This is a genomic window from Sulfuriflexus mobilis, assembly GCF_003967195.1.
In the GTDB taxonomy this organism is placed as follows: domain Bacteria; phylum Pseudomonadota; class Gammaproteobacteria; order AKS1; family AKS1; genus Sulfuriflexus; species Sulfuriflexus mobilis.
In genome coordinates this window covers 2,461,187-2,486,724 of sequence record NZ_AP018725.1, presented here as the reverse complement: position 1 = coordinate 2,486,724, position 25,538 = coordinate 2,461,187, and the positions used below count along the sequence as shown (strand labels likewise).

Sequence of the window (25,538 nt, the reverse complement as noted above, 5' to 3'; positions counted from 1 at the left end):
TTAGTTTAATCACATAGCTATTCAATCAGGAACGCTGTCGAATACGCCGGCGCGTGAGGAAATAGTAGCATGGAGCGGCTCATCTTAGGCATTTGTCCTGGCAGACATTATCTTTCTCAGGGCCTTGTCGGTTCCTACTTATGAGGGGGGGAGTGCATGATTATCTATTTTTCCAATCGTAACATCGCATCAAGCCGGGCAAAAACCATTGAAAAGGTGTTTGGCGATGCCTTTAACAAGGGAGGCAGTGACAGCCTGCGTATGTGTCTGTCCGAGCCCCCGGAGGACGGAAGTGATAAGTGGAGTGTCGAATTAATCGATGCGGGAAAAGAGCGCCAGGCCCTGAAATCAGTACGCAAGCGTATCGAGGCTGGTGAGTTACAACGCAAGTGGCTGGTATTTTTGCACGGGAACAACCAGGGATTTGATGATAACATCAGAAAATGTCAGTGCCTGAGCGATGCCTATGGCGTCAATGTGATTGCCTTTTCATGGCCATCCCACCCCGCAGTTTCAGGTGAGGTGTTGTTAAAAGGTTTTCAGCAACTGAATTTCAGTGCCGCCATCGTGGCGGCGGTGGCAGCGAACATAAGTCTTGTGTTGGGTGGTGCCTTGTTCCGAAAATATGCCGCCTATGTACGTTCCCGTTGTAATGCCTATGATTCCCGAGAGGCCTTCGGAGACTGTTTGCGTTACGTGGCAGATGACCTGCAGGCCAAGCTGGCAGATGGCAAAAAGCTTAATCTGAACTTTATGTCCTACAGCCTCGGCAATTATGTGCTGGAGTGGGCGACCAGGGACGCTAAATTGTCTGGTACAGAGAAGTTGTTTAAGAATGTCATTCTCTGCGAGGCCGATGTAAACCGGGAGGGTCATGAATACTGGTTGGAGAAGCTTAAGCTCGGCACGCGCCGCTATGTAACGCACAATGAATACGATTCAGTGCTGGCATTGTCAGATATCTATAACAAGGACCGCTTGGGTAATTCACCACACTTTTTGCCGGCAGACAACGGCGTGCGTTACGTGGATTTTAGCAGTGGCAAAGATGTAAAATCCACACACCCGCTGTTTTTTATCAATCCCGATAATAATAATTCAACAAAGAACAGACTATGCAAAAACAATCTGGGTAAAAATCAGAAGGTCTTTGATTTCTTTAAGGCTATCTTTAGCGGCAAAGTAGTCTTTCCGGATAAAAGCCCGAAGGCTGCCACGGGTTTCATGTATAACAAGGCAGCGAGTACCTACTGTTTGCGTGACAAGGAGCCCTACCTTGAACCCTCTGATGATGTAGAGGCGTAATGATGGCCAGTTCGATGTATTTTAAGCGTGTTTCGATTTTGTTGTTAGTTGTCAGCCTGACGGGCTGCGCCTGTACGGGAACGCCGGAGATTCGGGTTAGCGCACTTGTCGAACCGAGCTATGCCGAGCCGACCCCCTTGCAACATTTTAATGTTAAGGACCAGTGGAATGATCACGGCATCATGCTGGTAAAAGGGCATAAATACCGCTTTACGGCGGTAGCAAAAAATTGGGTCGATAATGGCATAGTCTCATCCCTGGAACAGGGGTGGCTGGAAACGCCGACCCTGATGAGCAAGATCCTCAAGCCGATGAGTTTTCTGCGGCGTAATGCTGAGGCTCCCTGGTATGCCCTGGTCGGGGCGATTCGTGACGAGCAGGGCAATGAACAGTGTTTTAAGGCCGTGGATGCAACGAGACCGGTTTTTGAAGCAACGCTGACGGGCAGGCTGTTTGTCTTCGCGAATGACTACCCGGCGAAAAGTATCTACGACAACAACGAAGGCGAACTGGATTTAAGCATTATCCGCGTTGAGTAGTGCAAAAAAGTCTCATCACCTGCCGAACAGACGATTGACGCCGGCTAGGCCCTTGTCGGGCGCGAAGCGCAGTCCAATCTGAATACCCCCCTCGGCATCTGGTTTTGCCCAACGGACCTCGCCGTGGCCGTTGATCTCAAATTCCTGAATACTTAATTCAACCGGGATCCCTGTTTCGGGCAGGACGTCTGTCTCAATATTAATCAAGGCCCCTTCGGTAGAGATATCCTGACTGCTAAAGACATACTGGTGTCCATCCATGAGAATCAGGCCGTGGACGACGGTATCTTTGCGCAATTTACGCGGCTTTTTTTTCCAGAAAGAAAACACGTGACGCCCCTTTCATATCATCTATCACTAGTCTACGTTAGATACGCGATTTAATGAATAGCACATATTAAGCGCATATTTAGCGGTAATTGCATTTTGATGGGACATGTTTATTCTGCCTCTAAAGGCCGGCTATATTGATAATAGTTATCATTCGCATTAAAGTGTGTCGTTTTATATATATAAATACTGAATACAGTGATGAAGATGCCTCTGGTAATGCCATCAGCGGCCGTAGTAACCATGGCATATATGCCTTCGCAGAAGGTCGTGTTTACTCTGAGGCGGCTAGTCCTGAACAGGGGCTTGATATGTTTATACGCTATGGTATCGCGGATAAACGTATTAACACTGTTGGTAGTTATCTTGGGCTGGGTGTTAACTATACTGGTCCGATCCCGGAGCGAGATGAGGATGTCTTCGGTGTTGCCGTCGCCCATGCTCGGGCAAGTGATGATTATATTGATACACAGCGTGCCTTGCTGGCTGATCCAACACACGCTGAAACCATCGTAGAACTGACATACCAGATCCCGGTGACGGACTGGTTAACGGTGCAGCCCGATATCCAGTGGGTGCATAATCCGGGTTTTGACAAGACGATTGATGATGCTACGGTTATTGGCATGCGTGTTGAGGTCGCGTTTTAAGTTTTTTAAAAGATATAACAATCGCAACGCCGCTTGCTGGCCGACTATCTGCTCTTGCAGGGTTTGCAGGTGTTGCACATTGATGCTGCGGATAGACTCTCGGAGCATATGCTGAGTGCCGAGCTGCGCTGTGAGGCGACGGCACGGATTTATGACTGTTTCCCTGTCGGCAGTGGCAGGGCATGATAAAGGAGCATGGCATGCATGTCAGTATGGTTTATGTTCAGGTAAAGCCTGGTCACATCAACGATTTTATTGCGGCGACTGAAGTTAATCACAGGGCCTCGATACAGGAACCCGGTAACCGGCGTTTTGATGTCCTGCAGTCGACTAACGAACCGGCGCATTTTGTTTTATATGAGGCCTATGCCCATGTTGAGGATGCCGCGGCCCACAAACAGACCACACATTATCTTCAATGGCGGGATACGGTAGCCGAGTGGATGGCTTCGCCACGCGAAGGTGTTACGTATGAAGGTTTGTTTCCACAAGGTTGAGTATGACAAAACCATTTTCCATCGCGCGCCTGCCGCGTATCGAGTTCGCGGCAGGCAGTTTCCAGCGGCTGCCCGCATTGATCGAGCATTACGGCAAGCATGTCTTGCTGGTGCTGGGAAGTGGGCGTTTCAAACAAACCGAACACTGGTCATGGCTGCAACAGGCACTGCGTGACAAATCCATCCGCGTCGAAAGTTGCTGTGTTGACGGTGAGCCTTCTCCTAGCTGGGTCGATGAACAGGTAGCGCGGTTTCGTCGGGGCAATATTGATGTGGTGGTTGGTATCGGCGGCGGTAGTCCGCTCGATGCCGCCAAGGCCATAGCCGGTCTGTTGCGGATTGAAAACAGCGTAATGGATTTCCTTGAAGGCGTAGGCCCGGAACTGGCCTACCCGGGGCCAGCCGTACCATTTATCGCCGTGCCGACCACGGCGGGTACCGGCAGTGAGGCGACCAAGAATGCGGTCTTGAGTATCCAAGGTCGTGACGGGTTCAAAAAGTCCTTCCGTGATGATGCCCTGGTCGCGGAGTATGCGGTACTCGACCCCGACCTGCTGACCAGTTGTCCGCCGGCGCTGATCGCGGCGAATGGTATGGATGCCTTGACCCAGTTAATGGAGTCCTATGTTTCTACCCGGGCGAACCGCTTTTGCGATGCCCTCGGTATCGATGCCATCCGCGCCGTCAGTGAATCCTTGTTGCCCTGGTATGCACAGGCGGTGAATGCACAGACCGCCGATGAACAGGTTAGTGGCGCCTACCGTGAACAGATGTTGTGGGCGGCACTGGTCTCGGGGATCAACCTGGCCCAAACCGGGCTCGGTTCTGTGCATGGCCTGGCCTCGCCACTGGGAGCGTTTTATCCCATCCCGCATGGGGTGGTCTGTGGCACACTGGTGGCGGAGTGTACGCGCGTGAATATTGCGGCAATGCGCACACGTGAGCCAGACAATCCGGCCCTGGTAAAGTACGCTGAACTGGCGACGATAATTTGTGACAGGCACTTCCATAACCCTGCCGATGCCTGGCAGGCACTGGTCGATACCCTGTCGGCCTGGACGGAATACATGCAACTGCCGCGTTTAGGTGGATACGGTCTGAGTGAAGCCGGTATCGCTCAACTTGTCGCGAATGCACGGGGTAGCAGTATGCAGACGAATCCGATCGTCTTGACGGACGAGGAGATCGCAGCGATCGTCAGGACCCGCCTGTAAGGGAACCACACAGGGAGCTAAGGCTCTAACCTTAACGACACGAATAGAATGTTGAGGAGGACGTCATGTTTATGAATAGTCACAAAGGCCGTATGCCTTCAGTAGATGAGGCCTTGCCGGGGCGGGACCTGAAAATGCCGGTACCGGCCAACCATTATGTGAACGGCCACCCCCTTGAAGCCCCATTCCCGAAGGGTATGCAACGGGCGATGTTCGGCCTGGGCTGTTTCTGGGGTGCAGAGCGAAAATTCTGGCAAGCCGATGGCGTCTACAGCACGGCGGTAGGGTATGCGGCCGGTTACACACCTAACCCTACGTATAAAGAGGTTTGTAGTGGCATGACTGGACACAACGAAGTCGTGTTGGTTGTGTTTGACCCGGACAAGATCTGCTATGACACATTACTCAAGATTTTCTGGGAGGCCCATAACCCGACCCAGGGTATGCGGCAGGGCAATGACAGCGGTACGCAATATCGTTCCGGGATTTATTGCTACGGTGACGAGCAGTTGCAACAGGCCCAGGCCTCAAAAGAGATCTTTCAGAAAGAACTGACCGCGGCAGGTCGTGATGGCATTACCACTGAAATTCTGCCGGCGCCCGAGTTTTATTATGCTGAGGATTATCACCAGCAATATCTGGCGAAAAACCCGAATGGCTATTGTGGTCTGGGAGGCACGGGCGTGAACTATCCCGGTTCGACGATCGCCAAAATCCGGAAATTTCTGCACGTCTAGGCTTAATCACCTATCATGCGTACGGCTATCGCCGATGCCGTGTCGGGATGTGTTACACTCAGACGCCGATTTTTAGTTAAAGATGATTCGGTAACAGATAATGAGTAATAGTGATAACACCGTCCAGCCGTCCCCTTTTCAATCCATGAGTGAAGAAGAGCGTATACACTTCACGCGCAATATTATTGCCTTGCTCGATGACTGGAAGGTTGCCGATTCGGATCAGATCCGGCTACTTGGTGTGGCGGATGAAACCCGCCGTCGTCAGGTGCGTAGCTGGCGCCAGGGTTCTTCTTTTTTACCGGATGAACCGCGGGTGGTGGAGTATATTGATCACCTGCTGGGAATCGAGGATGCACTGCGCACCTCTAACCCCTGTAATTATTCAGCAGGCAGTACCTGGATGAATCGCGTTAATAACCGTTTTGGAAATCGTACGCCTCTGGCCGCCATGCTGGAAGACGGCATCACCAGTATTGTTGCGGTGCGTATTCATCTTGATTGTGCTTATGACTGGCACATCGATACCCAGCAAAATTGATGCGACAAGGCTGAGGCATTTATTTCCTGTGTTTGCGAGTCCACCAACTGGCAAGTAGTGATCCGGAAATATTGTGCCAGATACTGAATAATGCGCCGGGTAGTGCCGTCGCAGCAGAAAAGTATTTAATTGCCAGTGCCACACTCAGTCCGGAATTCTGCATACCCACTTCAATCGCCAGGGTGCGACGGATACGCGCATCATAGCCCAGCAGGCCGGCGATGCCATAACCGGCAAGCAGGCCGATAAGGTTGTGCAGGACCACAGCGAGTAACAGGGCGGGGCCAACCTGTGCCAGGCGCTGACTGTTGAGGGCAACGATAATGGCGATGATCACAACAATGGCACTGACGGCGATGACAGGAAAGAGGAACTGAATCTTTTTCAACGCCCGGTGCAAGAAGCGGTTCAGTATTACACCCAGCAGCACAGGCAGGATGACAATCTTTATTATACTGACCAGCATTTCGACAAAAGGCACCGGGATGCTTTGCCCGAGGTACAGCCAGGTCAGGCCCGGCATGGCGATGACGGCAAGCAGGGTCGAGACCGTCGTCAGGGTAATTGAAAGTGCCACATCACCCTTAGCGAGGTAACAGATCACGTTCGAGGCCGTACCGCCGGCACTGGCACCTACCAGCACCATGCCCACCAGCAGCTCCATTGCCAGGCCCAGTTGCCGGGCAATCAGGTAGGCGGCCAGGGGCATGATGCCAAATTGCAGGAGCATACCCAGGCCAATGAGCCACGGCCGTTTGAGGGTACGACTGAAGTCCTCAAACCGCAGGCTCAGCCCCATACTCAGCATGATGACGGCCAGCAGGGGCACAATCGCCGGTTTTAGCGCCATGAAGGGGGCAGGTAGCCACCAGGCCATTAGTGAGAGGCCAATGGCGAAGAGGGGAAACAATGTGCGGGTCATGTGAACGCCACTACTTGCAAAGGCCGTGGAGGTGCTACAATTCGCGCCGTAGCGCCCCTGTCATGGAATCTAACATACTGACTAATAAGGCTAAATGTTCATGTGCAAGGGCTAAATATTTGTTGTTTCTGGTCGATAGCTTTATATAAGCGAGAAGTGAGGATAAACCAGGTCGTGAAGGTAAAGATAGAAAATAAAAAATACCCTGCCGGTACGCACGTCATTGAGGTGCGCGAGGAGAGCTATGGCTATACCATGGCACACAGGCTCGATGGCACGGTATTGTATATTGCCACCTATGAGAACCGTATGGAGGCCATGCGCAGTGCGCGTCGCATGGTAGAGACGGAAGAGGCTGAAGGAAATACAGTGATACTCCTGGCCGATGCACGACTTGGCTAGTATTCGCCGCATTACTCGCAGGGATGAATCTCCCATGCAGTCAGTATAGAATCCCCCACTCATATAACGATTTCTGAACAGGGCTGATGGTTCTGTTCGACTGGATGCCGGTATTTTGTCATCGCACTACACACAACGCTTACACAAACTGGTTAAGACTGTAGACAGTCAGTTACTCAACCAGAGTCTCATCGGTCTGGAGAAAGAAACTTTGCGCGTCAACAGGGACGGTGGTATTGCCAATACCCCCCACCCGGCCGTGCTCGGTTCGGCATTGACCCATCCCTATATCACAACGGATTATTCCGAGGCCCTGCTGGAGTTTATTACCCCACCATTCACACGAGTGGCTGAGGCGCTGGGCTTCCTTGGTGATGTACAGCAGTATGTTTATAAGAAACTTGACGAAGAAATCCTCTGGGCCACCAGCATGCCTTGCGTGGTGGCTGGCGAGACAAGTATACCCATCGCACAATACGGTCATTCCAACGCGGGGATGATGAAGACCATTTACCGTCGTGGTCTCGGCTACCGTTATGGCCGGGTGATGCAGGTCATTGCCGGGGTCCATTATAATTTTTCCTTTGCCGACGCATTCTGGCCGCAATACCAGGCTGCTATTGCCGATCAACAAGCCCTGGGTGATTTCATCTCTGCCAGTTACTTTTCTATGTTACGGAACCTGCAGCGTATCGGCTGGCTGGTACCCTATTTATTTGGTGCCTCACCCGCAGTATGCAAATCCTTTCTTGCCGGTAAACCCACTACCTTGAGTGAGTTTGACGAGAATACCTATTACGAACCCTATGCGACCTCGCTACGCATGGGCGATATTGGTTACCAGAATAACAAGGAAAACGAAACGGGTATCAAGGCCAATTACGATAGCCTGGCCAGTTATGCCGAGAGCCTGACGTGTGCGATCAACACACCGTGTCCCGAGTATGAAAAGATTGGTGTCAAGGTGGACGGTAAATACCGGCAACTGAATGCCAATATTCTGCAAATTGAAAACGAATATTACAGTACCGTACGCCCCAAGCAGATCACCGAAAAGAATGAGATGCCGGTGCTGGCCCTCCGGCGCAGAGGTGTGCGTTACATCGAACTGCGCTCGCTTGATGTGAATGCCTTCGAGCCACTGGGTATTAACGAAACCCAACTGTACTTCCTCGAGGCCCTGATGTTGTATTGTCTGTTACAGGACAGTCCACTCATTAATGCCGAAGAGCGTGTTGCCATTGATCAAAATGAACTTAACGTCGCCCACCGCGGCCGTGAGCCCGGGCTGATGCTTGTGCGCCGTGATGGTGAGATCAGTCTGCGTGACTGGGGGCTTGAGATTTGCGAGGCAATGCAGGCGGTCTGTGAGTACATGGATAATTCCCTGCCAGACAAACCCTATTCGCGGGCACTGGCACAGCAGCGTGCCGCCGTGCTTGACCCGGCGCTAACCCCCTCGGCACGTATGCTGGCCGAGATGCGGGATAACGGCGAAGGTTTTTATCATTTTGCCCAACGCAAGTCCCATGAGCACCATGAATACTTCAGCAACTTGACTACGGATACTGCGCATAAGGAGTTGCTTGACCTGGCCGTTAAGGAGTCCCTGTTACAGCAACAGGAACGCGAGGCCGAGGATAAGGAGAGTCTGGATGACTACCTCAAACACTATTTCGAACAGGCCTAGGCAGGTTTATTCACTAATTTGAAAGCGATGAACGACACTATTTAGTTCGTCTGTCAGGCGATTCAGGTTTTCACTGGCGGCCAGTATCTGGTTAGCCCCCTCGGCATTACTTTCTGATATATGGTTGATCTCTACAACATTACGGTTGATCTCTTCGGCGACGCCTGTTTGCTGTTCTGCAGCACTGGCGATTTGCGTATTCATGTCATTAATGGTGCTGACAGAACTGGTAATAGTTTGCAGTGACTGGTCAGCCTTGCTGGCCTGCTCAACCGTCTGCCCGGCCCGCTCGCGACTCTGTTCCATAGTCGTTACCGCATTGCGAATACCGGATTGCAATTTTTCTATCATTCCCTGAATCTCATTGGTTGATTCCTGGGTACGGCTGGCCAGTGTCCTGACTTCGTCGGCAACCACGGCAAAACCACGCCCCTGTTCACCCGCGCGGGCCGCCTCAATTGCGGCATTTAAGGCGAGTAGATTGGTTTGTTCAGCGATGCCGCGAATGACATCCAGGATGGTACCAATGGCATCGCTATCACTACGGACTTCATTAATCACATCGCTGGCATTTTCAACTTCATTAACAAGTTGCTGAATGGAACTGATAGTGGCATTGACTACGGTTTGACCATTGTTGGCTTCATTATCGGCATTATGTGCCGCCTCGGCAGCGCTATGGGCATTTCGTGCCACTTCGATTACGGTAGCCGACATTTCGTTCATAGCCGTAGCGACCTGCGCAATGCCGGATTGTTGCTCCTGGATGCTACTTTGTGTTGTCTGGGTAATAGAGACCATCTCATTGGAGGATGTGCCAAGCCGTCCGGAGATAATGTTGATGAGTTGGATAATATCGCGTAACTGTACAGTGGTCTGATGCATGGCATACTGCAATTGACCAATTTCATCATTTGAGGTGACTTCAATATCATCAGTCAGGTTCCCCGCAGCAATCTTGTTCAGATTGCTAACGACTGCGTTGAGTGGTTTGAGCATATAGCGCATATAGAAGTACAGGCCAGTCAGGGCGATGATGACTATTGCCGCGGTCAAACCATAGGCAAGCATATTGGTGCTCTGACGTGCAGTATATTGTTCAGTATAATCCTTGGCGCTAATCAGATGGGCAAGCGCTATACCATTATTATCAATGATTGGCAGTATGCTCACGGCATCGATAGTTTTATCCATGTTGACCCTTTGCAAGCTGCTCTTGCCCAGGGCGGGTAATTCAATATTGAGCTTCGCAAGATAATCCGGCGTGGTGCTGTATTCACTGTCGCCTGCCTCACTGACAATGATTATCTCTGAATAGTCATTGATCTTGAAATCTTCAATGGCGTCCTGCAGGTTGCGCGCAAATACCCCTACACCAATAGGCTTGCCACGCATAGTGAGCGGGAATGCAACCACGGCCATAAGCCGTCCGTCATCATCACGTTCAAGGCCGCGCACGATCTTGCCTTCCTGGATAGCCTGCGTGACAAGTAATTTTTTTGTTTTGCCCTGGAAGCTGCCGGGTGCGGAAAACATCACCTCGCCTTCAAGGCCGACAATCTGCATCCGGGAAATGACATTGGAGGCAGATAACAAGTTGAAGGTGGTCGTGGCACCTTCCTTGAGTGCCACGGTGTCCTTATTGAGCAGGGCCTTACGCGTTGCACGGTCACGTGCCAGTGCCGATGTGCCGGGGATCATCTTCTCCATCTGACTGGCGATGATCTTCTTCCACAGCACGGATTTACCGGTAATCGTGGCATCGGCGAACATGTTTTCGATATGCCCCTGTGATAACAGGCTGGTAGCGATCTGGGTGATCGAGACCAGGAGTGTGACAATGATGGCACCGATGGTGATTTTTGCACGCAGGCTCATGATAATTCCTGTTCCTTTAAAACTTGTCAGTTATTTACTCAACCGGGTATCCGGCGGCCTTCCAGGCAGGGTAGCCATCGCGGAAGTAGTAGACCTTGCTGTAACCCCAGCCCACTGCCTTGGCAGCGGCCTTCGAACTACGCAGGCAACTCTCGCCATTACAGTAAATAACAACTTCATCACCTTTCTTGATTTCTTTAGCCATGCTGTCTTCGTTGAGCTGCTTCTTTAGCTCGATATGAATGGCGTCAGGGATACGGCCGGCATTCCAGTCCTTGTCTGAGCGGACATCAAGGAAAACAACGCCCTTGTCGAATAAGGCCTTCGACTCTGCGGCATTCACGGTCTTGGCGCCATCGACACTGGTCGGCGAGACCTTGCCTGCCGCCTGCACCGATGTCATGAGCGCGAGGCCACAGAATGCGGTGAACAATGTGGATACAAATCTTTTCATGTTGAATGTCTCCTTAAGACGAGTGTTGTGTACAGGGGGTGGTAAACCTGAATTTATGTAAAAATATTCTTACAGCCACCTACCGAAGCTATCGTCTGATCAAAGGCAAACTTTAGATAAACTCGTCCGCAACGGCCTATCTTATAAAGTATTTAGACAGTATTCACATGGATATTGGCTACTTGTTGCCGGAGCTGAGGCTTCAACAGCCGGGAGAAGTCCGAGAGTGATTCAGGGCGTGGATATGGGGATGATTTCTGCCGCAACCGTTAAGGTTTGCGGTAGTTGCAGCCAGTCAGCGAGGTGGTAAATGTCGGCCTTTCCCTGTCGCCAGGCGTCGAGGACATAGGCGGGTTGGTTGCGGGGTGTGGAGAGAAGGTCTTTTTTACCAACACGTGTCGGGTCAAATACAACCACGGCATGATGCTCGTGTTCGGCCCCCTGGTTGATGACAATACCCGTGGTTCGCCAGCCAACCCGTGCCACGGTTTTTTTCACCCCGGCATGGATGCGGTACTTCCATTCGTAACATAGCCCACGGTTATTATCGCCGTGGAAATTGACCCACATATTGCCGAGCCAGCCGCTGGTCCATTGCTGTTCGGGGTCGTTGAGGGTTTCTGCAACCGTGTTGGCAAAGACGGTCTTGATCTCGAGCAGGGCCGGGTCCTCGATACTGTCGGGGTGAATCGGCAGGACCACACAGCCGCTTAAGGTCAATAACAGCGACAGGAGGAGCGTGCGCAGGGATGTGAGTCGGTTAGGCATAACCTGTATTATAGTGCCATGATTCGCAGAGATGGATAGTAAACATGAAGCCGATCCGATTTTTCCGCCATATCGCCTGTGAGGGGCCCGGCTATCTCGGCGCCATACTTGAGCGCCTGCAATGGCCTTACGAGGTCGTCTGTATTGATGACGGTCATGCCGTGCCGACGGCGTTTGATGATGTCGCCGGTCTGGTGTTCATGGGCGGTTCGATGAGCGTGAATGACCCCTTGCCCTGGATCAATGATGAAATCGACCTCATCCAGCGTGCCCATCAGGCCGGGGTGCCGATGCTGGGCGTGTGCCTGGGCAGCCAGTTATTGACCAAGGCACTCGGTGGCACGGTGAGTAAGGGTTCGAGCGGCCAGGAGATCGGCTGGCATCCCCTGCATTGGGTTAACGGCGCGAGTGGGATCCGTGCCCTGACGGATTTACCGGATGAACCGCTGGCCTTTCACTGGCATGGTGATACCTTCAGTTTACCGCCGGGTGCCGAGTTGCTCCTGGGCAGCGCCTGTTACCCGCACCAGGCCTATGCCTGCGGCAAGAGCCTGGCGCTGCAATTCCACATTGAGGTCACCGCCGAGATGGTGCAGGAGTGGGTGAAGTTATATGCCGGTGACATTGCGCAAGGCGGCGTCTGTAATCAGGCGCATGCTGAGATAAGCCACAATCTCGAGACACGTATCCCGGCCCTGCACCGCCTCGCCGATAGCCTGTTTGAACATTGGCTGGCAGGTCTGAACGAGCCGCCGCTAAAGGACCGATAATGCATTGTGCGATCTACAAGGGGCCGCGTAAGCCCGAGTCATTTTTATATGTAGAGAAGGCGGATGACTTCGCCCGCGTACCGAAGGCCTTGTTAACGATGTTCGGCGAACTGGAGCTGGTCATGGAACTGGACCTGGGCAGTCGCAGCAAGTTGGTGAATGCCGATCTCGAAGAGGTACAACGCCTGCTCGTGGAACAGGGTTTCTACCTGCAAATGCCCCCGGATAAAGATGCGCCGCGCATCTGACGTAAACCGGCTCAGGCCCGCCTGAACAGCTGCCAGACCGGGGCCGATGGGCTTGAAAGGGCTTGCCGTTCGCCCCATATAAGGACTTGGATTTAATTACCAGGGTATATCCATGAAGCGCATCTTTCTGTTTTTAATCACAAACATGGCCATCCTGCTGGTGCTTGGCACGGTCCTGCAATTACTCGGCATCGAAAGCGTGCTCGATCAGCAAGGAGTGGACCTGGACCTTAAGGCGTTACTGATATTTTCCGCGATATTTGGTTTCGGTGGCTCCCTGATCTCGTTGGCCCTGTCCAAGTGGACGGCCAAGCGCATGATGGGCGTGCAGATGATCACTGAGCCGCGCAGCGAAGAGCAGCGTTGGCTGGTCAATACGGTACGCCGCCAGTCCGAGATGGCGCGCATTGGCATGCCTGAGGTCGGTATCTTTGATACCGCCGAGCCGAATGCCTTTGCCACGGGTATGCGTCGGGATGCGGCACTGGTTGCGGTGAGTAGCGGCCTGCTACGTAACATGAATCGCGATGAAGTCGAGGCAGTGCTTGCGCACGAGGTCAGTCATATTGCCAATGGTGATATGGTCACCCTGACCCTGATCCAGGGGGTGGTGAACACCTTTGTGATCTTCTTCTCACGTGTTATCGGCCACCTCGTCGACCGTATTGTCTTCAAGGTGGAACGCGGGCATGGTCCGGCCTTTTACATTACCTCGATCATTGCGCAACTCATGCTCGGCATCCTCGCGACGATGATCGTCATGTGGTTCAGTCGCCAGCGTGAATACCGAGCCGATGCCGGTGGCGCGCAACTGGCCGGGCGCGAGAAAATGATCGCGGCACTTGAACGCCTGCATGCCGCCAGTGGTGCCGGCCCCTTGCCTGACCAACTGGCTGCCTTTGGTATCAATGGTGGCAAGCCCGGTAGTATGCGCGACCTGTTCAGGTCACACCCACCCATCAGCGAGCGTATCGCCGCACTGCGCGCCATGCGCTAAGGTCATCATTATGTCGAATGCACAACATATCGTTTGCCCGCACTGCACCGGCATCAATCGTGTACCAGCAGAGCGCCTCAGTCAGGCACCCTACTGTGGCAAGTGCAAACAGCCGCTGTTTGTGGCCAAGCCATTGGAACTGACGGCAGCCACATTCCAGGTGCATATCGGCCGCAGTGACATTCCGGTGCTGGTGGACTTCTGGGCACCCTGGTGTGGCCCCTGTAAGATGATGGCGCCGGTCTTCGAACAGGCCGCCGCACAATTCGAACCGCAGGTGCGCGTCGCCAAGGTCAATACCGAGGCTGAGCAGCAGCTGGCCGGGCAATTCGGCATACGCAGTATCCCGACCCTGGCCCTGTTTAAAGGCGGGCGTGAAGTCGCCCGCCAGGCCGGGGCGATGGACCTGAATACGCTTAGCCAGTGGCTACGCTCACAGCTCTAGCCCTATGGCCAGGCCCCTTCGCATTGAATGCCCAGCAGCCTTGCAGGACGTTTTGTCTATCGCCATCCGTGAATACGCCGAGACGGCCTATCCGCCGGGCGGTTCGGAATGCGCGCAGGTCGCCCGTCAGGCACTCATGGATGCGGCCGAGAAACTTGAAACCGATTTTACCGCGCATGGCGGAAAGTATGCAGAGATCAGTCGTCGCCTGCGTGCGCACCTGAAGGCGGCGATGCACTATTATGTCGAGCAACACCAGTGTGAAAACCTGTTGCCGTTATTGCTACAGTTGCTCGAGGGCCAGCCGGTCACAGCCGCACAACTGACGGCAAGTTAGTCTTTTTTTCATGGCATTTTCATTACATTAGGTATTGCTTATTTAAGCATTTCCTTATTGGCAATAGGGTGGAATTAGGGGATATACTCGGCGTATTGCAGAAACGAGGTATGGGCTACACGCAATATCTACCAACTACGGTAATGCAATGCCGCTTTCGTTCTGCATGGAAGCCCAGTTATAGACGAGGAAATAATTATGGCAACAGGAAAGGTGAAGTGGTTTAACGACTCCAAGGGTTTTGGTTTCATTGAACCAAACGAAGGCGGCGATGATGTGTTTGTACATTTCTCTGCTGTACAGAGCGACGGTTTCAAATCTCTGGCTGAAGGTCAGAGTGTGAACTACGATGTTGAACAGGGTCCCAAGGGCCTGCAGGCGACTAACGTCGTCCCGCAATAGGTCTTTTACCCCGGACGGCAAAAAGCCCTGCTTATGCAGGGTTTTTTGTTTCAGGGGCGATATAGTCAAGCGCATCACATTTGTCTATGCTGAAAGTAATTGGCAATAAAAGGACAGTATGCATGCGGTCTTTCATCAGGCACCCCTCTGATATCCCCATTGATGTCAGTCCGGATAATAACCCGGAAGGTAGTCCTGAGATGTTGATTAATATTAGCCACGGCGGCCTGAGTTTCAGGAGTCAGGCCAGTCTCTTGCCAGGGACGATTGTTGACTTGCGTGTGAATATGCCTAATCGGGATACGCGAGTGCGTGCCCGGGTCGTATGGAGTCGTGAGACCGACAATGGCTATGACATGGGGGTTGAGTTTATGAATAGTGCGGACCTCTATACCATGAGAATGGTCGAGCAGGTCTGTCATATTGAGCACTATCGGCGCAAGGTCAGGCTCGAACAGGGACGGGAGCTGGATGCAGAGCAGGCGGCGATGGAGTGGATCAGCAAAAACGCCAGTGACTTTCCCAACCCGGATTGAATTAGCCGGGTTTATCCGTATCATGGCCGTCCATGTCATCAGCCAAGCCCACCCGTGGGCGTCATCGTTTCTGGCGCCCGCTGCTTATCCAGGTCATCCTTATCCTGATCGTCTTCTCTGCCGTGCAGGCCTGGCAGGCCCGTCATGCCCCCAAGGGCGCCGCGCCGTTAATCGCCGGACAACTCCTCGATGGACGCCAGCTTAGTCTGGCCGATTACCAAGGGCAGGTGGTGCTGGTACATTTCTGGGCCAGTTGGTGTCCGATTTGTCGCTTTGAACAGGGGTCGATTGAATCCATCGCCAAGGATTACCCGGTTATCAGTCTCGCCAGTCAGTCGGGGGATGCTGCGGCGGTAGCGGCTTATGTGCAGGAGCAGGACCTAAAGATCCCGGTACTGGTGGATGAAGACGGCGAACTGGCCAACCTCTATGGGGTGCGAGGCTTCCCGGCCAGTTATATCATTGATGCAGAAGGCCAGATCGCCGATGTTGAGGTCGGCTACACCTCGGAATGGGGCTTGCGTGCCCGCCTGTTCGTGGCAGGCTATTAACATTCGGCCTGGTTCTGTTACTCTTGCCGAAAGTTTATTAACCACAGGATACCCGTAGATCATGGCCGAGACGACAGTTGACGACCTTTCCATTGAATATTCCGAAGATGGACAGGTGTTGGTAAAACAGCTTGATAAGAAAGTACTGACCAAGGGGGCCTGGTCCACCATCATGTACAAGTATCAGGACTGGGATAAGCGCAAGGAAGAATACGCTGCCCCCAAGTTCACCATCCGCCGTTACCAGAAACGCAATGGGGAATATTTCCAGAAGTCCAAGTTCAATATCTCCAGTGCTGATCAGGCCCGAAGCATCATTGCCGCCCTCGAGGAATGGATTGCGGAAGAATAATACCGGGCCGACCGCATCGGCCATCGGTTAGAACGATGTTGTATTATGACCTCGCTATGGCGGGGTCGTTTTTTTCAGAGTCAGTGTTATGCAAGCTATCCATACTCTCGCAGATTTCCTCCGTCAGACCGGTAACCAGTTCCGGGTCTTTGAGCTGGGACGGCGAATTATTGAGGTACCGGTAGACGAGTTCGTCGCCTTCGAGAAACTGGAGCGTCCCTGGGCCTTGCCCTTGCAGCGTAGTGCCTGGCTGGCGATCATCTTCTGGCCGTCCGCTGATACGCAGCATGAACAGGCTGAGCAGGCGATCTGGTTTTTGCGCCTGCCACTGGATGAACAAGGAAAACTCATGCAGGTGGCGCGTGATGGTTTTCTGCGGCGCCTGCTCGAGATCGCCGAGGCCCGGCTGGACCCGGATAAGGCCGAGCCGCCGAACATCATGGAAGACAATCCCCTCGTATTTCGGCCGCGCGAAGACCGCATGGCCGTATTTAATGCGTGTGCCGCGAAAACACTGCATCTGCCGGCCTCGAAGTATTACCAGCATGCCCGCGAGTATATGCAGGGCGAGGTCGGTTTTGAGCAATGGGCCTTTATCGGTCTGCAAGGCCTGGCCGACTTCGCCTTACGCCTCGATGAGGTGGATAATGCCGCCCTGCTCGGCAAGGCCATTGCCGAATTACCCGAGGAGGTCTTGATCCCCCTCTGCCACGCCCTGGAGAATGTCAGCCTGCCTGTTAATGTGCTACAGGCCCTGCAGGCGCGATTACAAGTGGGGCCGGTATCACTGGCCCTGCAAACTGCGATTTGTCGCGGCGTTTCCTTTAGTGATACGGCGCAGCGTCGCCAGGTCCTGCAGCAATTACTGGCGGGGGAGCAGGGCAGGGAAATCGAGTTGCTTGCCGCGATTGCTGCCCGCGCCTGGGATAGCCTGAAGGAGGAGGACACCTGCCTGCTGTTTCTCGAGGGGCTTGCCGACAATGCCCACGGCCAGGAAGTCTTTAATGCGATGCTGGCCGACCTGATGTTTATTCCCGGTATGCGCGAGCCGCTGTTTGCCGGTCTGCGTAACCCGAGGCGTTCAGAAAAACTCTCCCGTGCCCTGGATGGTCTGTTTACCGCCCTGCAAGGTGAATAGCCTGGATTAATGATTGACGATCGGAAAGAGGATCAACTTATTGGCTTCATCCATCGCTAAGACCAAGTAGGTTTGCAGGAAAAGGTGCTGTGATTCTTCGCGACTTCGGTGTCTCCGCGCGGGTTTTTTAATTCATCCTTCAACAATTCGCGATCATCAATGCCTTTTTATGCGTCCATGTCGGGGATGAGCTGACTCTTCAATCGTTGCAGAATGTCCTTGATAACAAGTTTGCGCTTTTTCATGCGACGTAACTGTAATTGATCGGCCAGGCCCTGTTCATGCAGACGGCTGATAACCTCATCAAGGTCGCGATGCTCGAGTTTGAGTTGCTCGATCCGGTTTTGCAGCTCGACCTGTTCGTCGTTCATGCATAGTCCTATTATTTAGCGTCGACAAAGGCGCGACATTATACCCGCAGTCGCCATGAAATTCAGCGGTCCTGGTACAACTCCTCCAGCGAGATGGAATGGCCATTATCAATGACTACCCGCGCATGGAAGGGGCGCAGTTCGCGTGGTTCATGTACGCCACAGGAATGGGCAATGACACCAATCTCATGGACGATGTTGCGGACATAGTTTTCCACACGCACGGCCTTTACCCGGGGGTCGAGGCCTTTTTGCAGGCGCGGGTTATGTGTGGTGATGCCGGTAGGGCAGGTGTTCTTGTTGCATTGCAGGGCCTGGATGCAACCGAGTGAAAACATGAAGCCACGTGCCGAGGTGATAAAATCCGCGCCGACGCACAGGGCCCAGGCGGCCTCAGCGGGGGTGATGAGTTTCCCCGAGGCGATGACGCGAATACGTTCCTTTAGGTGATGGCGTTCAAGGCAGCGTACCAGCATGGGCAGGCTTTCTTTCAGCGGCAGGCCCATGTAATCGAGCAGACTCATGGGGGCCGCGCCACTGCCACCGTCGGCGGAATCGATGGTAATAAAATCAGGTGCCGACTCCTTGCCACGGGCATGAATGAGCTCGCAGAGCTCATCCAGCCAGCCATAGGCGCCGAGTACCATCTTAATGCCGACTGGCTTGTGGGTAACCTCGCGCACGTGCTGAATCATATCGAGCAGCTGTTCGATATTATCGACCTCGATGTGGCGGTTTGGGCTGATGGAGTCCTTACCGACCGGGATTCCACGGATCGCGGCGATCTCTTCAGTAACCTTGGCACCGGGGAGGATGCCGCCCTTGCCGGGTTTGGCACCCTGTGACAGTTTGATCTCGAACATGCGTACTCGCTCATGGGCCGCAACCTTGCGCAGTCTGTCATCGTCGAATAACCCCGCGGCATTGCAGACACCGTATTTCGCCGTGCCGATCTGAAAGACCAGGTCGCAGCCACCCTCCAGGTGCAAGGGTGACAGGCCGCCCTCGCCGGTGTTCATCCAGCAACCGGCCGCACGTGCGCCATTGGCCAGCGCCAGTACGGCGGGTTTGGAGATCGCGCCAAAACTCATGCCGGAGATATTAAAGAGCGAACTCGTCGTATAGGGTTGGCGGCAATAAGGTCCAATACTCAGTGCCTCGGGTTGCGCGGCATCTTCACCGAGCACAGGGAAGGGGCAGTTCACGAACAAGAGTGTGCCGGGTTCCCTGAGGGAGCGGGTGGAACCAAAGGCGCGTGTCGTGTCGAGGTCCTTGGAGGCCTGGTAGACCCAGGAACGTTCGGCACGGTTAAAGGGCATCTCTTCACGGTCCATGGCAAAGAAGTACTGGCGAAAGAATTTGCCGAGGCTTTCAAAGGCGTACCGAAAGTGGGCAACGACCGGATAGTTGCGACGGATAGCCTGTTTGCGTTGCGTAACATCGACAATGAAGGTGATGATCACAGCCATCACAATCAGGCCGGCAACAAAGATGAAGAAATACGCCATGTATTCCACGGCGAGGAGCATATAACGACTGTCCGGCATAAAGGACTCCCTGTAATAACACCCTGTTAGCCTGATCTGTTATCGAGCTGGACAGATCAGGATGAGAACGTTGACTATAACTCGGGGCTGCGGATCACCAGCATCTTCTCGACCTGCATGTCGCGGAAGGTATGCGGGATACCACCGACACCGTGCCCCGATTCGCGCAGGCCGGCAAACGGCATCCAGTCGACACGGAAGGCGGTATGGTCGTTGACCATGACGGCCGAGGCATCGAAACGACGGTAGGCACGCATGGCACGATCAAGATTTTTGGTGAAGATGGCCGCCTGGAAGGCCACAGGTAGGGCGTTGGCACGGGCCAGGGCATCGTCCATGTCATCGTAGCTATAGACGAGGATCACTGGGCCAAACACCTCGTTACGAGAGATGGTGGCATCATCCGGGGCATCGAGCAGTACCGTGGTGGCATAACAGGTCTCGCCGATCTTGTTGCCACCACTGAGCCTTTCGGCACCCTGGCTAATGGCCTCTTCAACCCATTTGTGCACGCGCTCGACTTCGGCGGGGCGAATCAGCGGGCCGACATCGGTATCTGCAGACGTTGGGTCGCCAATGGCCATCTTGTTACCGAGTTCGGCAATGCCCTCAGCGACCCGGCGGGCGATGGAACGGTGCACATAGACACGTTGTACAGAGACGCAGACCTGGCCGGCATGATAGAAGCCGGCCTTGGCCAGCAACGGCAGGGCATCATCCAGGTCGGCATCCGGCTCAACAATGACCGGTGCCGAACCGCCGTGCTCGAGTGCACAGCGTGCGCCGGGGGCCAGTTGGCTACGCAGCTGCCAGCCAACCTTGCCGCTGCCAATGAAACTGAAAAAGCCGACGCGCCTGTCGGTGACAAGACTTGTTGCGACATCGCGGTCAGAAATCACGACGGCCTGACACCACTCGGCAGGCAGACCGGCCTCGCGCAATATGCTGACAAAACGCAGGCAGGATAAGGGGGTATCGCCGGCAGGTTTGATCACGACCGGACAGCCGGAGGCGATGGCCGGGCCGACCTGATGCACAATCAGGTTCAGCGGATGGTTAAAGGCGCTGACCGCGACAACCACGCCGATCGGTTCGCGGTGGGTCATGGCCATATGGTTCATCGATGCGGGGTTGATGCCCATCGGGATCTCTTCACCGTGGTTGTCACGGATACAGTCAATACAATTACGTACACCGTCTATGGCGCGGCCGACCTCGACGCGTGAATCAATGAGAGGTTTACCGCCTTCACGGGCGGCCTCCACGGCCAGTTCTTCGGCACGTTCACGCATGATCTCAACAACACCCTCAAGGATCTCGATACGCTGCGGTGCAGGCAGCCAGGCATCCCGATCCCGGAACAGGGCATAGGCCGTACTCAAGGCCTGCTCAACCGTTGAGGCACCGGCTACATCGACCGTGGCGATGGTGCTGCGGTCAAACGGGGCCTGTACCTCCAGCTTGCCATCGGCCGAGGCACCTGGGACCATGAGCGGGAAGTGTGCGGTCATGCGACTGTTTCCTTTATATTGTTAAATGGGACAAGAAATATTACCGAGGCGTTCCGTGAGTTTCATGTTCTCGGCATAGTCGATCGGTACCACGACCAGGCTGGGGCCATCTTCATTAAAGGCCGATTCCAGCGTCGGGATTAGCCCACTGGTCTTGTCGACCACATGGCCTCGCCAGCCAAAGGCATCGGCAAGCTGATTCCAGTCAGGGCTATTAAAGGACAGGTCGGTATGGTGGCCGAACTCGTTTTGCTGCTTCCAGGCGATCAGGCCGTACTCCTTGTCTTCCCAGACCATGATGACAATATTGACGTTGTAACGGCGTGCCGTTTCCATTTCCTGTACGTTCATCATAAAGCCGGCGTCACCACAGATGGCGAGGATGCGGCGATCCGGGTGAACCATGGCAGCGGCGATGGCACCGGGCAGGGCGAAGCCCATCGAACAGAAACCGTTCGGGATCAGGCAGGTATTCGGCTCATGGCACTGGTAGTGGCGGGCGATCCACATCTTGTGGGCACCGACGTCGGAAAGCAGGATGTCCTGCGCGCCCATAAGCTGGCGCACATCCCAGAGTACCTTCTGTGGTTTGAGTTTGCCGACACTGTCATCGTCTTTATGCAGTTCCAGTTCAGCGATGATGTCGCGGCGTGTCGCTGCTTGTTGTTTGAGGTCAAAACCCAGGCCGCCATTGGCATCAACACGCTGATTCAGCATCCATAGGGTATGCGCGAGGTCGCCGACCACCTCGGTCTGCGGGTGGTAGTGCGAGTCGATTTCACAAGGCAGGAAATCGATGTGGACGATCTCCTTGTCACCAGACTTGTTCCACAGGTGCGGGTGGTACTCGACCATGTCATAACCGAGTGTAATAACCAGGTCGGCCGCATCAATGGCACAGGCGACCACGTCCTTGGCCTGCAGGCCAACGGTGTAGAGGCAATAGTCGGCATCCATATCAACACAGCCCTTGGCCATAAAGGTACTGATAACACCGATGCGGGCCTTCTCGCAAAAATCACGTAGCTGCTTGCTGGCACGTTTGCGGATACAGCCGTTGCCGGCAATGATGATCGGGTGTTTGGCCTGTTTGATCTTGGCAAAGGCCTGATCAACGACCTTGTCGTCGGCAACCGGACGGCGGAAGCGTTGCACCGTCATCGGTTTTTCATCGGTATTGTGCTTGGCGATGTCTTCCGGCAGTTCGATATGGCAGGCGCCGGGTTTTTCGGTACGGGCCAGGCGCACCGCCTTGCGTACGATCTCGGGAATGTTGTTCGCGTGCAGGATGGTCTGCGCCCACTTGGTGACCGGCTTAAACATGGCGACCACGTCCATGACCTGGTGTGATTCCTTATGCAGGCGGGTCGAGGCGCCCTGGCCGGTCAGCACCAGCATCGGTGAACGGTCCATGTTTGAATCGGCAACGCCGGTGATGAGGTTGGTGGCACCGGGACCGAGTGTGCCCAGGCAACCGGCCGGGTTGCCGGTCAGTCGGCCGTAGACCTCGGCCATAAAGGCCGCGCCCTGTTCATGGCGGGTGAGGATAAATTTGATTTGTTCCGACTTCTCCAGCGACATCATGAAGTCGGCATTCTCTTCGCCGGGGACGCCGAAGATATATTCGATACCCTCGGTTTCCAGACATTTTACAAACAGGTCTGAGGCCTTCACCAGTCAGCGTTCCTTTGTTTTTAGTTGTGGTAAGCCGGGACGGGCCCCTATGACACGATCGGGCCAGTGATTGCGGCAAATAAGGTCTAGCGACTACCCTCTCATAATAGTTGATGGCTCGCAAATGCCAATCTGTTAGCGAGATCAGGTATGATGCGGCGCTTGAACAGAGTCGTACTGGCTCCGTGGGTAGAACTATTGAGAGTAGGGGAATATCGGCATGGCCGAAGACAAGTGGTTGATGTCGATTGTTGAGGTCGGGGGTTATCAGAACCTGCAGCCGCTTTATACCCGTCTGGGTTACCGGGTCGAGACCGTACACCAGATGCGCAAGGCCATGGCGATGCTGAAACGGCGCCCGCCCGCCGCGATCGTCGCCGAGTTTAATTTTCAGTCGGATTTTCGTGATCGCACCAGCAGTCTGGAATCCCTGTTGGCCACGGTAGAACGTCTGCAGATCGCGCCGACCATCGTGGTATTTTATGAAAAAGAATATGCCCCGCAATTTGAGCGCCTGCATGGCGGTAACCCACACGTCAAGGCCATCCCCTTTCCTATCGATGAAGCCGCTCTCGAAGCGGCCCTGAGTGAGTTAGCATCATGAGCGTCATCTCCCTGCACGGTATTGGCCTGAGTTTTGGTGGCCCGGCGATCCTGGAAAAGGTCGACCTGGAGGTCGATCGGGGTGAGCGCCTGTGTTTGGTTGGGCGTAATGGCGCCGGTAAATCGACCCTGTTCAAGGTGCTGGCCCATGAAATACAGGCCGATGAAGGCACCTACCATATTGACCCGGCCACCCGGGTCAGTCGCCTTGAGCAGGATGTGCCACAGGGTCTGACGGGGTCGGTTTATGATGTTGTTGCCGGCGGTCTCGGTGGCCTTGGTGAAATACTCAAAGACTACCATCACATCATCGAGCGTGTGGCCGATGACCCTTCCCTGATTGATGAAATGTCGCGTATCCAGCATGCGCTGGAGGCCCAGCATGGCTGGTCATTGCAGCAGCGTATTGATACCGTGTTGTCGCGCCTGCAACTGGATGCCGATGTTGAGTTTGCTTCACTCTCTGGTGGCTGGAAACGACGCGCCTTGCTCGCGCAGGCACTGGTTGCCGAACCCGATGTGTTATTGCTCGATGAGCCGACCAACCACCTCGATATTGAGATGATCGCCTGGTTAGAGGACTTCCTGCTTAATTATAAAGGCACGTTGATCTTTATCACCCATGACCGTATGTTCCTGCGCCGCATGGCGACCCGGATCATTGAACTGGATCGTGGTCGCATGACCAGTTGGCCGGGTAATTATGACCTTTACCTTGAGCGTAAGCAGGCCCTGCTCGACAGCGAGGCCAATCAGGAAGCCGAGTTTGACAAGAAGCTGGCCAAGGAAGAGGTCTGGATACGCCAGGGTATCAAGGCCCGCCGTACGCGTAACGAAGGTCGGGTACGGGCGCTGGAAAAAATGCGCAAGGAATTTTCGGCGCGGCGTAATGAAATGGGACAGGCGAAGATACGCGTGCATGATGCGGCGATTTCCGGGCGCATTGTTATCGAAGCGGAGCATCTTTCCTATGCATGGGATGGTGAACCGATCATAAAGGATTTTTCCACGACGATTATACGTGGCGACAAAATCGGTATCATCGGTCCGAATGGTTGTGGCAAGACAACCCTACTCAACCTGATACTGGGCAAGCTGGAACCCCAGCAAGGTACGTTACGTATCGGTACCAAGCTGGATGTGGCCTACTTCGATCAGCTGCGCGCCCAGTTGGACCCGGAAAAGTCGGTACAGGATAACGTTGCCGATGGTGCCGATAATGTCATCATTAATGGCAATAGCCGGCATGTCATCAGTTACCTGCAGGACTTCCTGTTCAGCCCTGAGCGGGCCCGCACCCCGGTCAAGGCGCTCTCGGGTGGTGAACGCAACCGCCTGTTGCTGGCACGTATCTTCACCAAGCCTTCCAACGTACTGGTCCTCGATGAGCCGACCAATGACCTCGACGTCGATACCCTCGAATTACTTGAGTCCCTGCTGATGGACTATGCCGGGACCATCCTGCTGGTCAGCCATGACCGTGAGTTTATTAATAATGTCGTCACCAGTACGCTGGTGTTTGAGGGCCATGGCAGGGTCGCCGAGTATGTGGGGGGCTATGATGACTGGTTACGTCAGCGTCAGGTGAACAAAGCCGGGCAGGAAAAACCCAAACAGGCCGATAGCAAAGCACAGCCCACCCAGCCAGTCAGCAAACCGCGCAAGCGAAGTTATAAAGAGCAGCAGGAGTTAGAGCAACTACCGCTGCAGATTGAACAACTGGATGCGGAGATGGAACAATTGCAACAACAAATGGCGCAGTCGGATTTTTATCAGCAGCCAGCAGACAAGATTGCAATCGCGACTGAGCGCATGCAAGCGATAGAAGCAGAATTGGCCGCGGCCTATAAGCGCTGGGAAGCACTGGAAGAGGCATAAGCCAGCAGGGGGATGAAGATGGATCCGCGTATTACAGAACTGGAAACCAAACTGGCCTACCAGGAAGCGGCATTGCAAAGTATGAGTGATGAAATGGCCACGCAACAAAAGCTGATCGAGAGCCTGTTGGTGGATATTGAACAACTCAAGAAAGCGGTGCGCGCCGGGCAGCCTTCACCGATGATGAAACCCTCCGACGAGCCGCCGCCCCCGCATTATTAAAAGGACGTGATGATTCAGGCAGTAGCCAG

At 54.1% G+C, this 25,538-nt stretch carries 31 protein-coding genes; 22 read left to right on the top strand and 9 right to left on the bottom strand.

Annotation, left to right across the window (positions count from 1 at the left end; translation table 11 throughout):
- Positions 1 to 156 precede the first annotated feature (156 nt).
- Together EL386_RS12310 and EL386_RS12305 are read left to right on the top strand one after the other, a co-directional pair.
- Entirely contained in the window at positions 157 to 1,305 is a 1,149-nt protein-coding gene (locus tag EL386_RS12310; RefSeq protein WP_126456537.1) for an alpha/beta hydrolase, read from the top strand.
- Entirely contained in the window at positions 1,305 to 1,844 is a 540-nt protein-coding gene (locus tag EL386_RS12305) for a hypothetical protein (RefSeq protein ID WP_126456536.1), read from the top strand. The genes EL386_RS12310 and EL386_RS12305 overlap by 1 nt, the downstream gene beginning before the upstream one ends.
- Positions 1,845 to 1,859: 15 nt before the next feature.
- On the opposite strand, the gene EL386_RS12300 is transcribed toward EL386_RS12305, so the two are convergent.
- Positions 1,860 to 2,174, bottom strand: a complete 315-nt coding sequence (locus tag EL386_RS12300) for a PilZ domain-containing protein (protein ID WP_126456535.1) — start codon at positions 2,172 to 2,174, stop codon at positions 1,860 to 1,862.
- A gap of 137 nt (positions 2,175 to 2,311) precedes the next feature.
- Here EL386_RS12300 and EL386_RS12295 point away from each other — a divergent pair, with 137 nt between their 5' ends.
- The 5 genes from EL386_RS12295 (at position 2,312) to EL386_RS12275 (ending at position 5,813) form a co-directional block, all read left to right on the top strand.
- A complete protein-coding gene (locus tag EL386_RS12295) occupies positions 2,312 to 2,824 on the top strand; it encodes a carbohydrate porin (protein ID WP_172597721.1) in 513 nt (170 codons plus the stop codon).
- A 182-nt stretch (positions 2,825 to 3,006) separates the two neighbouring features.
- Positions 3,007 to 3,321 carry an antibiotic biosynthesis monooxygenase gene (locus EL386_RS12290; RefSeq protein WP_232020205.1) on the top strand — a complete coding sequence of 105 codons (315 nt, stop codon included), beginning with the start codon at positions 3,007 to 3,009 and terminating at the stop codon, positions 3,319 to 3,321.
- 2 nt (positions 3,322 to 3,323) lie between these two features.
- The gene (locus tag EL386_RS12285; RefSeq protein WP_126456533.1) at positions 3,324 to 4,535 is read left to right on the top strand and encodes an iron-containing alcohol dehydrogenase; all 1,212 of its coding nucleotides are present in this window, start codon (positions 3,324 to 3,326) and stop codon (positions 4,533 to 4,535) included.
- A 65-nt stretch (positions 4,536 to 4,600) separates the two neighbouring features.
- Entirely contained in the window at positions 4,601 to 5,272 is a 672-nt protein-coding gene (msrA, locus tag EL386_RS12280; protein ID WP_126456532.1) for a peptide-methionine (S)-S-oxide reductase MsrA, read from the top strand.
- A 100-nt stretch (positions 5,273 to 5,372) separates the two neighbouring features.
- On the top strand, positions 5,373 to 5,813 hold the full coding sequence (locus tag EL386_RS12275; RefSeq protein ID WP_126456531.1) for a hypothetical protein: 441 nt from the start codon (positions 5,373 to 5,375) through the stop codon (positions 5,811 to 5,813).
- 19 nt (positions 5,814 to 5,832) lie between these two features.
- On the opposite strand, the gene EL386_RS12270 is transcribed toward EL386_RS12275, so the two are convergent.
- Positions 5,833 to 6,735 carry a bile acid:sodium symporter family protein gene (locus EL386_RS12270; protein WP_126456530.1) on the bottom strand — a complete coding sequence of 301 codons (903 nt, stop codon included), beginning with the start codon at positions 6,733 to 6,735 and terminating at the stop codon, positions 5,833 to 5,835.
- 174 nt (positions 6,736 to 6,909) lie between these two features.
- On the opposite strand from EL386_RS12270, the gene EL386_RS12265 reads away from it, so the two are divergent.
- Positions 6,910 to 7,137, top strand: coding sequence for a hypothetical protein (locus tag EL386_RS12265; RefSeq protein ID WP_126456529.1), 228 nt, complete (start codon positions 6,910 to 6,912; stop codon positions 7,135 to 7,137).
- Positions 7,138 to 7,252: 115 nt separating this feature from the next.
- The gene (gene gshA / locus EL386_RS12260) at positions 7,253 to 8,827 is read left to right on the top strand and encodes a glutamate--cysteine ligase (RefSeq protein WP_126456528.1); all 1,575 of its coding nucleotides are present in this window, start codon (positions 7,253 to 7,255) and stop codon (positions 8,825 to 8,827) included.
- Between the two features lie 6 nt (positions 8,828 to 8,833).
- On the opposite strand, the gene EL386_RS12255 is transcribed toward gshA, so the two are convergent.
- The 3 genes from EL386_RS12255 to EL386_RS12245 form a co-directional block, all read right to left on the bottom strand.
- Positions 8,834 to 10,705, bottom strand: a complete 1,872-nt coding sequence (locus EL386_RS12255; protein ID WP_126456527.1) for a methyl-accepting chemotaxis protein — start codon at positions 10,703 to 10,705, stop codon at positions 8,834 to 8,836.
- A 34-nt stretch (positions 10,706 to 10,739) separates the two neighbouring features.
- Entirely contained in the window at positions 10,740 to 11,159 is a 420-nt protein-coding gene (locus EL386_RS12250; protein ID WP_126456526.1) for a rhodanese-like domain-containing protein, read from the bottom strand.
- A 231-nt stretch (positions 11,160 to 11,390) separates the two neighbouring features.
- Positions 11,391 to 11,927, bottom strand: a complete 537-nt coding sequence (locus tag EL386_RS12245; protein ID WP_126456525.1) for a hypothetical protein — start codon at positions 11,925 to 11,927, stop codon at positions 11,391 to 11,393.
- 44 nt (positions 11,928 to 11,971) lie between these two features.
- On the opposite strand from EL386_RS12245, the gene EL386_RS12240 reads away from it, so the two are divergent.
- From EL386_RS12240 to EL386_RS12195, 10 genes are all read left to right on the top strand, one after another.
- On the top strand, positions 11,972 to 12,697 hold the full coding sequence (locus EL386_RS12240) for a type 1 glutamine amidotransferase (RefSeq protein ID WP_126456524.1): 726 nt from the start codon (positions 11,972 to 11,974) through the stop codon (positions 12,695 to 12,697).
- The gene (locus EL386_RS12235; RefSeq protein WP_126456523.1) at positions 12,697 to 12,945 is read left to right on the top strand and encodes a YcgL domain-containing protein; all 249 of its coding nucleotides are present in this window, start codon (positions 12,697 to 12,699) and stop codon (positions 12,943 to 12,945) included. Before EL386_RS12240 ends, EL386_RS12235 begins: the two co-directional genes overlap by 1 nt.
- 112 nt (positions 12,946 to 13,057) lie before the next feature.
- Positions 13,058 to 13,942, top strand: coding sequence for a protease HtpX (htpX, locus tag EL386_RS12230; RefSeq protein WP_126456522.1), 885 nt, complete (start codon positions 13,058 to 13,060; stop codon positions 13,940 to 13,942).
- Between the two features lie 10 nt (positions 13,943 to 13,952).
- Positions 13,953 to 14,387, top strand: a complete 435-nt coding sequence (gene trxC, locus EL386_RS12225) for a thioredoxin TrxC (RefSeq protein ID WP_126456521.1) — start codon at positions 13,953 to 13,955, stop codon at positions 14,385 to 14,387.
- Positions 14,388 to 14,391: 4 nt separating this feature from the next.
- Entirely contained in the window at positions 14,392 to 14,724 is a 333-nt protein-coding gene (locus EL386_RS12220; RefSeq protein ID WP_126456520.1) for a hypothetical protein, read from the top strand.
- A 198-nt stretch (positions 14,725 to 14,922) separates the two neighbouring features.
- Positions 14,923 to 15,126: a cold-shock protein gene (locus tag EL386_RS12215; RefSeq protein ID WP_126456519.1), complete on the top strand. Its 204-nt coding sequence runs from the start codon at positions 14,923 to 14,925 to the stop codon at positions 15,124 to 15,126.
- Positions 15,127 to 15,248: 122 nt separating this feature from the next.
- A complete protein-coding gene (locus EL386_RS12210) occupies positions 15,249 to 15,662 on the top strand; it encodes a PilZ domain-containing protein (protein ID WP_172597720.1) in 414 nt (137 codons plus the stop codon).
- A gap of 32 nt (positions 15,663 to 15,694) precedes the next feature.
- Positions 15,695 to 16,213, top strand: a complete 519-nt coding sequence (locus EL386_RS12205) for a protein disulfide oxidoreductase (RefSeq protein WP_126456517.1) — start codon at positions 15,695 to 15,697, stop codon at positions 16,211 to 16,213.
- A 61-nt stretch (positions 16,214 to 16,274) separates the two neighbouring features.
- Entirely contained in the window at positions 16,275 to 16,565 is a 291-nt protein-coding gene (locus tag EL386_RS12200; protein WP_126456516.1) for a hypothetical protein, read from the top strand.
- 88 nt (positions 16,566 to 16,653) lie between these two features.
- Positions 16,654 to 17,703 (top strand): DUF3549 family protein, encoded by a 1,050-nt coding sequence (locus tag EL386_RS12195; RefSeq protein ID WP_126456515.1) that lies wholly within the window; start codon positions 16,654 to 16,656, stop codon positions 17,701 to 17,703.
- A gap of 167 nt (positions 17,704 to 17,870) precedes the next feature.
- On the opposite strand, the gene EL386_RS12190 is transcribed toward EL386_RS12195, so the two are convergent.
- The 4 genes from EL386_RS12190 to EL386_RS12175 form a co-directional block, all read right to left on the bottom strand.
- Entirely contained in the window at positions 17,871 to 18,074 is a 204-nt protein-coding gene (locus EL386_RS12190; RefSeq protein ID WP_126456514.1) for a YdcH family protein, read from the bottom strand.
- Between the two features lie 62 nt (positions 18,075 to 18,136).
- On the bottom strand, positions 18,137 to 19,621 hold the full coding sequence (locus EL386_RS12185; RefSeq protein WP_126456513.1) for an FMN-binding glutamate synthase family protein: 1,485 nt from the start codon (positions 19,619 to 19,621) through the stop codon (positions 18,137 to 18,139).
- A gap of 74 nt (positions 19,622 to 19,695) precedes the next feature.
- The gene (locus EL386_RS12180) at positions 19,696 to 21,132 is read right to left on the bottom strand and encodes an aldehyde dehydrogenase family protein (protein ID WP_197722082.1); all 1,437 of its coding nucleotides are present in this window, start codon (positions 21,130 to 21,132) and stop codon (positions 19,696 to 19,698) included.
- Between the two features lie 21 nt (positions 21,133 to 21,153).
- On the bottom strand, positions 21,154 to 22,806 hold the full coding sequence (locus EL386_RS12175) for an acetolactate synthase large subunit (protein WP_172597719.1): 1,653 nt from the start codon (positions 22,804 to 22,806) through the stop codon (positions 21,154 to 21,156).
- A gap of 220 nt (positions 22,807 to 23,026) precedes the next feature.
- On the opposite strand from EL386_RS12175, the gene EL386_RS12170 reads away from it, so the two are divergent.
- Genes EL386_RS12170 through EL386_RS12160 form a run of 3 tightly spaced genes read left to right on the top strand, consistent with a single transcriptional unit; the run spans position 23,027 to position 25,509 of the window.
- Positions 23,027 to 23,410: a hypothetical protein gene (locus EL386_RS12170; RefSeq protein WP_126456511.1), complete on the top strand. Its 384-nt coding sequence runs from the start codon at positions 23,027 to 23,029 to the stop codon at positions 23,408 to 23,410.
- Positions 23,407 to 25,287, top strand: coding sequence for an ATP-binding cassette ATPase Uup (gene uup, locus EL386_RS12165; protein ID WP_126456510.1), 1,881 nt, complete (start codon positions 23,407 to 23,409; stop codon positions 25,285 to 25,287). The genes EL386_RS12170 and uup overlap by 4 nt, the downstream gene beginning before the upstream one ends.
- An 18-nt stretch (positions 25,288 to 25,305) precedes the next feature.
- Positions 25,306 to 25,509 carry a SlyX family protein gene (locus EL386_RS12160; protein ID WP_172597718.1) on the top strand — a complete coding sequence of 68 codons (204 nt, stop codon included), beginning with the start codon at positions 25,306 to 25,308 and terminating at the stop codon, positions 25,507 to 25,509.
- The last annotated feature ends 29 nt before the right edge of the window (positions 25,510 to 25,538 follow it).

Coding starts and splice junctions, on each gene's coding strand:
- EL386_RS12310 (WP_126456537.1), top strand. CDS start 157: ATGATTATCTATTTTTCCAATCGTAACATCGCATCAAGCCGGGCAAAA.
- EL386_RS12305 (WP_126456536.1), top strand. CDS start 1,305: ATGATGGCCAGTTCGATGTATTTTAAGCGTGTTTCGATTTTGTTGTTA.
- EL386_RS12290 (WP_232020205.1), top strand. CDS start 3,007: ATGATAAAGGAGCATGGCATGCATGTCAGTATGGTTTATGTTCAGGTA.
- EL386_RS12285 (WP_126456533.1), top strand. CDS start 3,324: ATGACAAAACCATTTTCCATCGCGCGCCTGCCGCGTATCGAGTTCGCG.
- msrA (WP_126456532.1), top strand. CDS start 4,601: ATGTTTATGAATAGTCACAAAGGCCGTATGCCTTCAGTAGATGAGGCC.
- EL386_RS12275 (WP_126456531.1), top strand. CDS start 5,373: ATGAGTAATAGTGATAACACCGTCCAGCCGTCCCCTTTTCAATCCATG.
- EL386_RS12270 (WP_126456530.1), bottom strand. CDS start 6,735: ATGACCCGCACATTGTTTCCCCTCTTCGCCATTGGCCTCTCACTAATG.
- EL386_RS12255 (WP_126456527.1), bottom strand. CDS start 10,705: ATGAGCCTGCGTGCAAAAATCACCATCGGTGCCATCATTGTCACACTC.
- EL386_RS12250 (WP_126456526.1), bottom strand. CDS start 11,159: ATGAAAAGATTTGTATCCACATTGTTCACCGCATTCTGTGGCCTCGCG.
- EL386_RS12245 (WP_126456525.1), bottom strand. CDS start 11,927: ATGCCTAACCGACTCACATCCCTGCGCACGCTCCTCCTGTCGCTGTTA.
- EL386_RS12240 (WP_126456524.1), top strand. CDS start 11,972: ATGAAGCCGATCCGATTTTTCCGCCATATCGCCTGTGAGGGGCCCGGC.
- EL386_RS12235 (WP_126456523.1), top strand. CDS start 12,697: ATGCATTGTGCGATCTACAAGGGGCCGCGTAAGCCCGAGTCATTTTTA.
- htpX (WP_126456522.1), top strand. CDS start 13,058: ATGAAGCGCATCTTTCTGTTTTTAATCACAAACATGGCCATCCTGCTG.
- trxC (WP_126456521.1), top strand. CDS start 13,953: ATGTCGAATGCACAACATATCGTTTGCCCGCACTGCACCGGCATCAAT.
- EL386_RS12220 (WP_126456520.1), top strand. CDS start 14,392: ATGGCCAGGCCCCTTCGCATTGAATGCCCAGCAGCCTTGCAGGACGTT.
- EL386_RS12215 (WP_126456519.1), top strand. CDS start 14,923: ATGGCAACAGGAAAGGTGAAGTGGTTTAACGACTCCAAGGGTTTTGGT.
- EL386_RS12210 (WP_172597720.1), top strand. CDS start 15,249: ATGCGGTCTTTCATCAGGCACCCCTCTGATATCCCCATTGATGTCAGT.
- EL386_RS12205 (WP_126456517.1), top strand. CDS start 15,695: ATGTCATCAGCCAAGCCCACCCGTGGGCGTCATCGTTTCTGGCGCCCG.
- EL386_RS12200 (WP_126456516.1), top strand. CDS start 16,275: ATGGCCGAGACGACAGTTGACGACCTTTCCATTGAATATTCCGAAGAT.
- EL386_RS12195 (WP_126456515.1), top strand. CDS start 16,654: ATGCAAGCTATCCATACTCTCGCAGATTTCCTCCGTCAGACCGGTAAC.
- EL386_RS12190 (WP_126456514.1), bottom strand. CDS start 18,074: ATGAACGACGAACAGGTCGAGCTGCAAAACCGGATCGAGCAACTCAAA.
- EL386_RS12185 (WP_126456513.1), bottom strand. CDS start 19,621: ATGCCGGACAGTCGTTATATGCTCCTCGCCGTGGAATACATGGCGTAT.
- EL386_RS12180 (WP_197722082.1), bottom strand. CDS start 21,132: ATGACCGCACACTTCCCGCTCATGGTCCCAGGTGCCTCGGCCGATGGC.
- EL386_RS12170 (WP_126456511.1), top strand. CDS start 23,027: ATGGCCGAAGACAAGTGGTTGATGTCGATTGTTGAGGTCGGGGGTTAT.
- uup (WP_126456510.1), top strand. CDS start 23,407: ATGAGCGTCATCTCCCTGCACGGTATTGGCCTGAGTTTTGGTGGCCCG.
- EL386_RS12160 (WP_172597718.1), top strand. CDS start 25,306: ATGGATCCGCGTATTACAGAACTGGAAACCAAACTGGCCTACCAGGAA.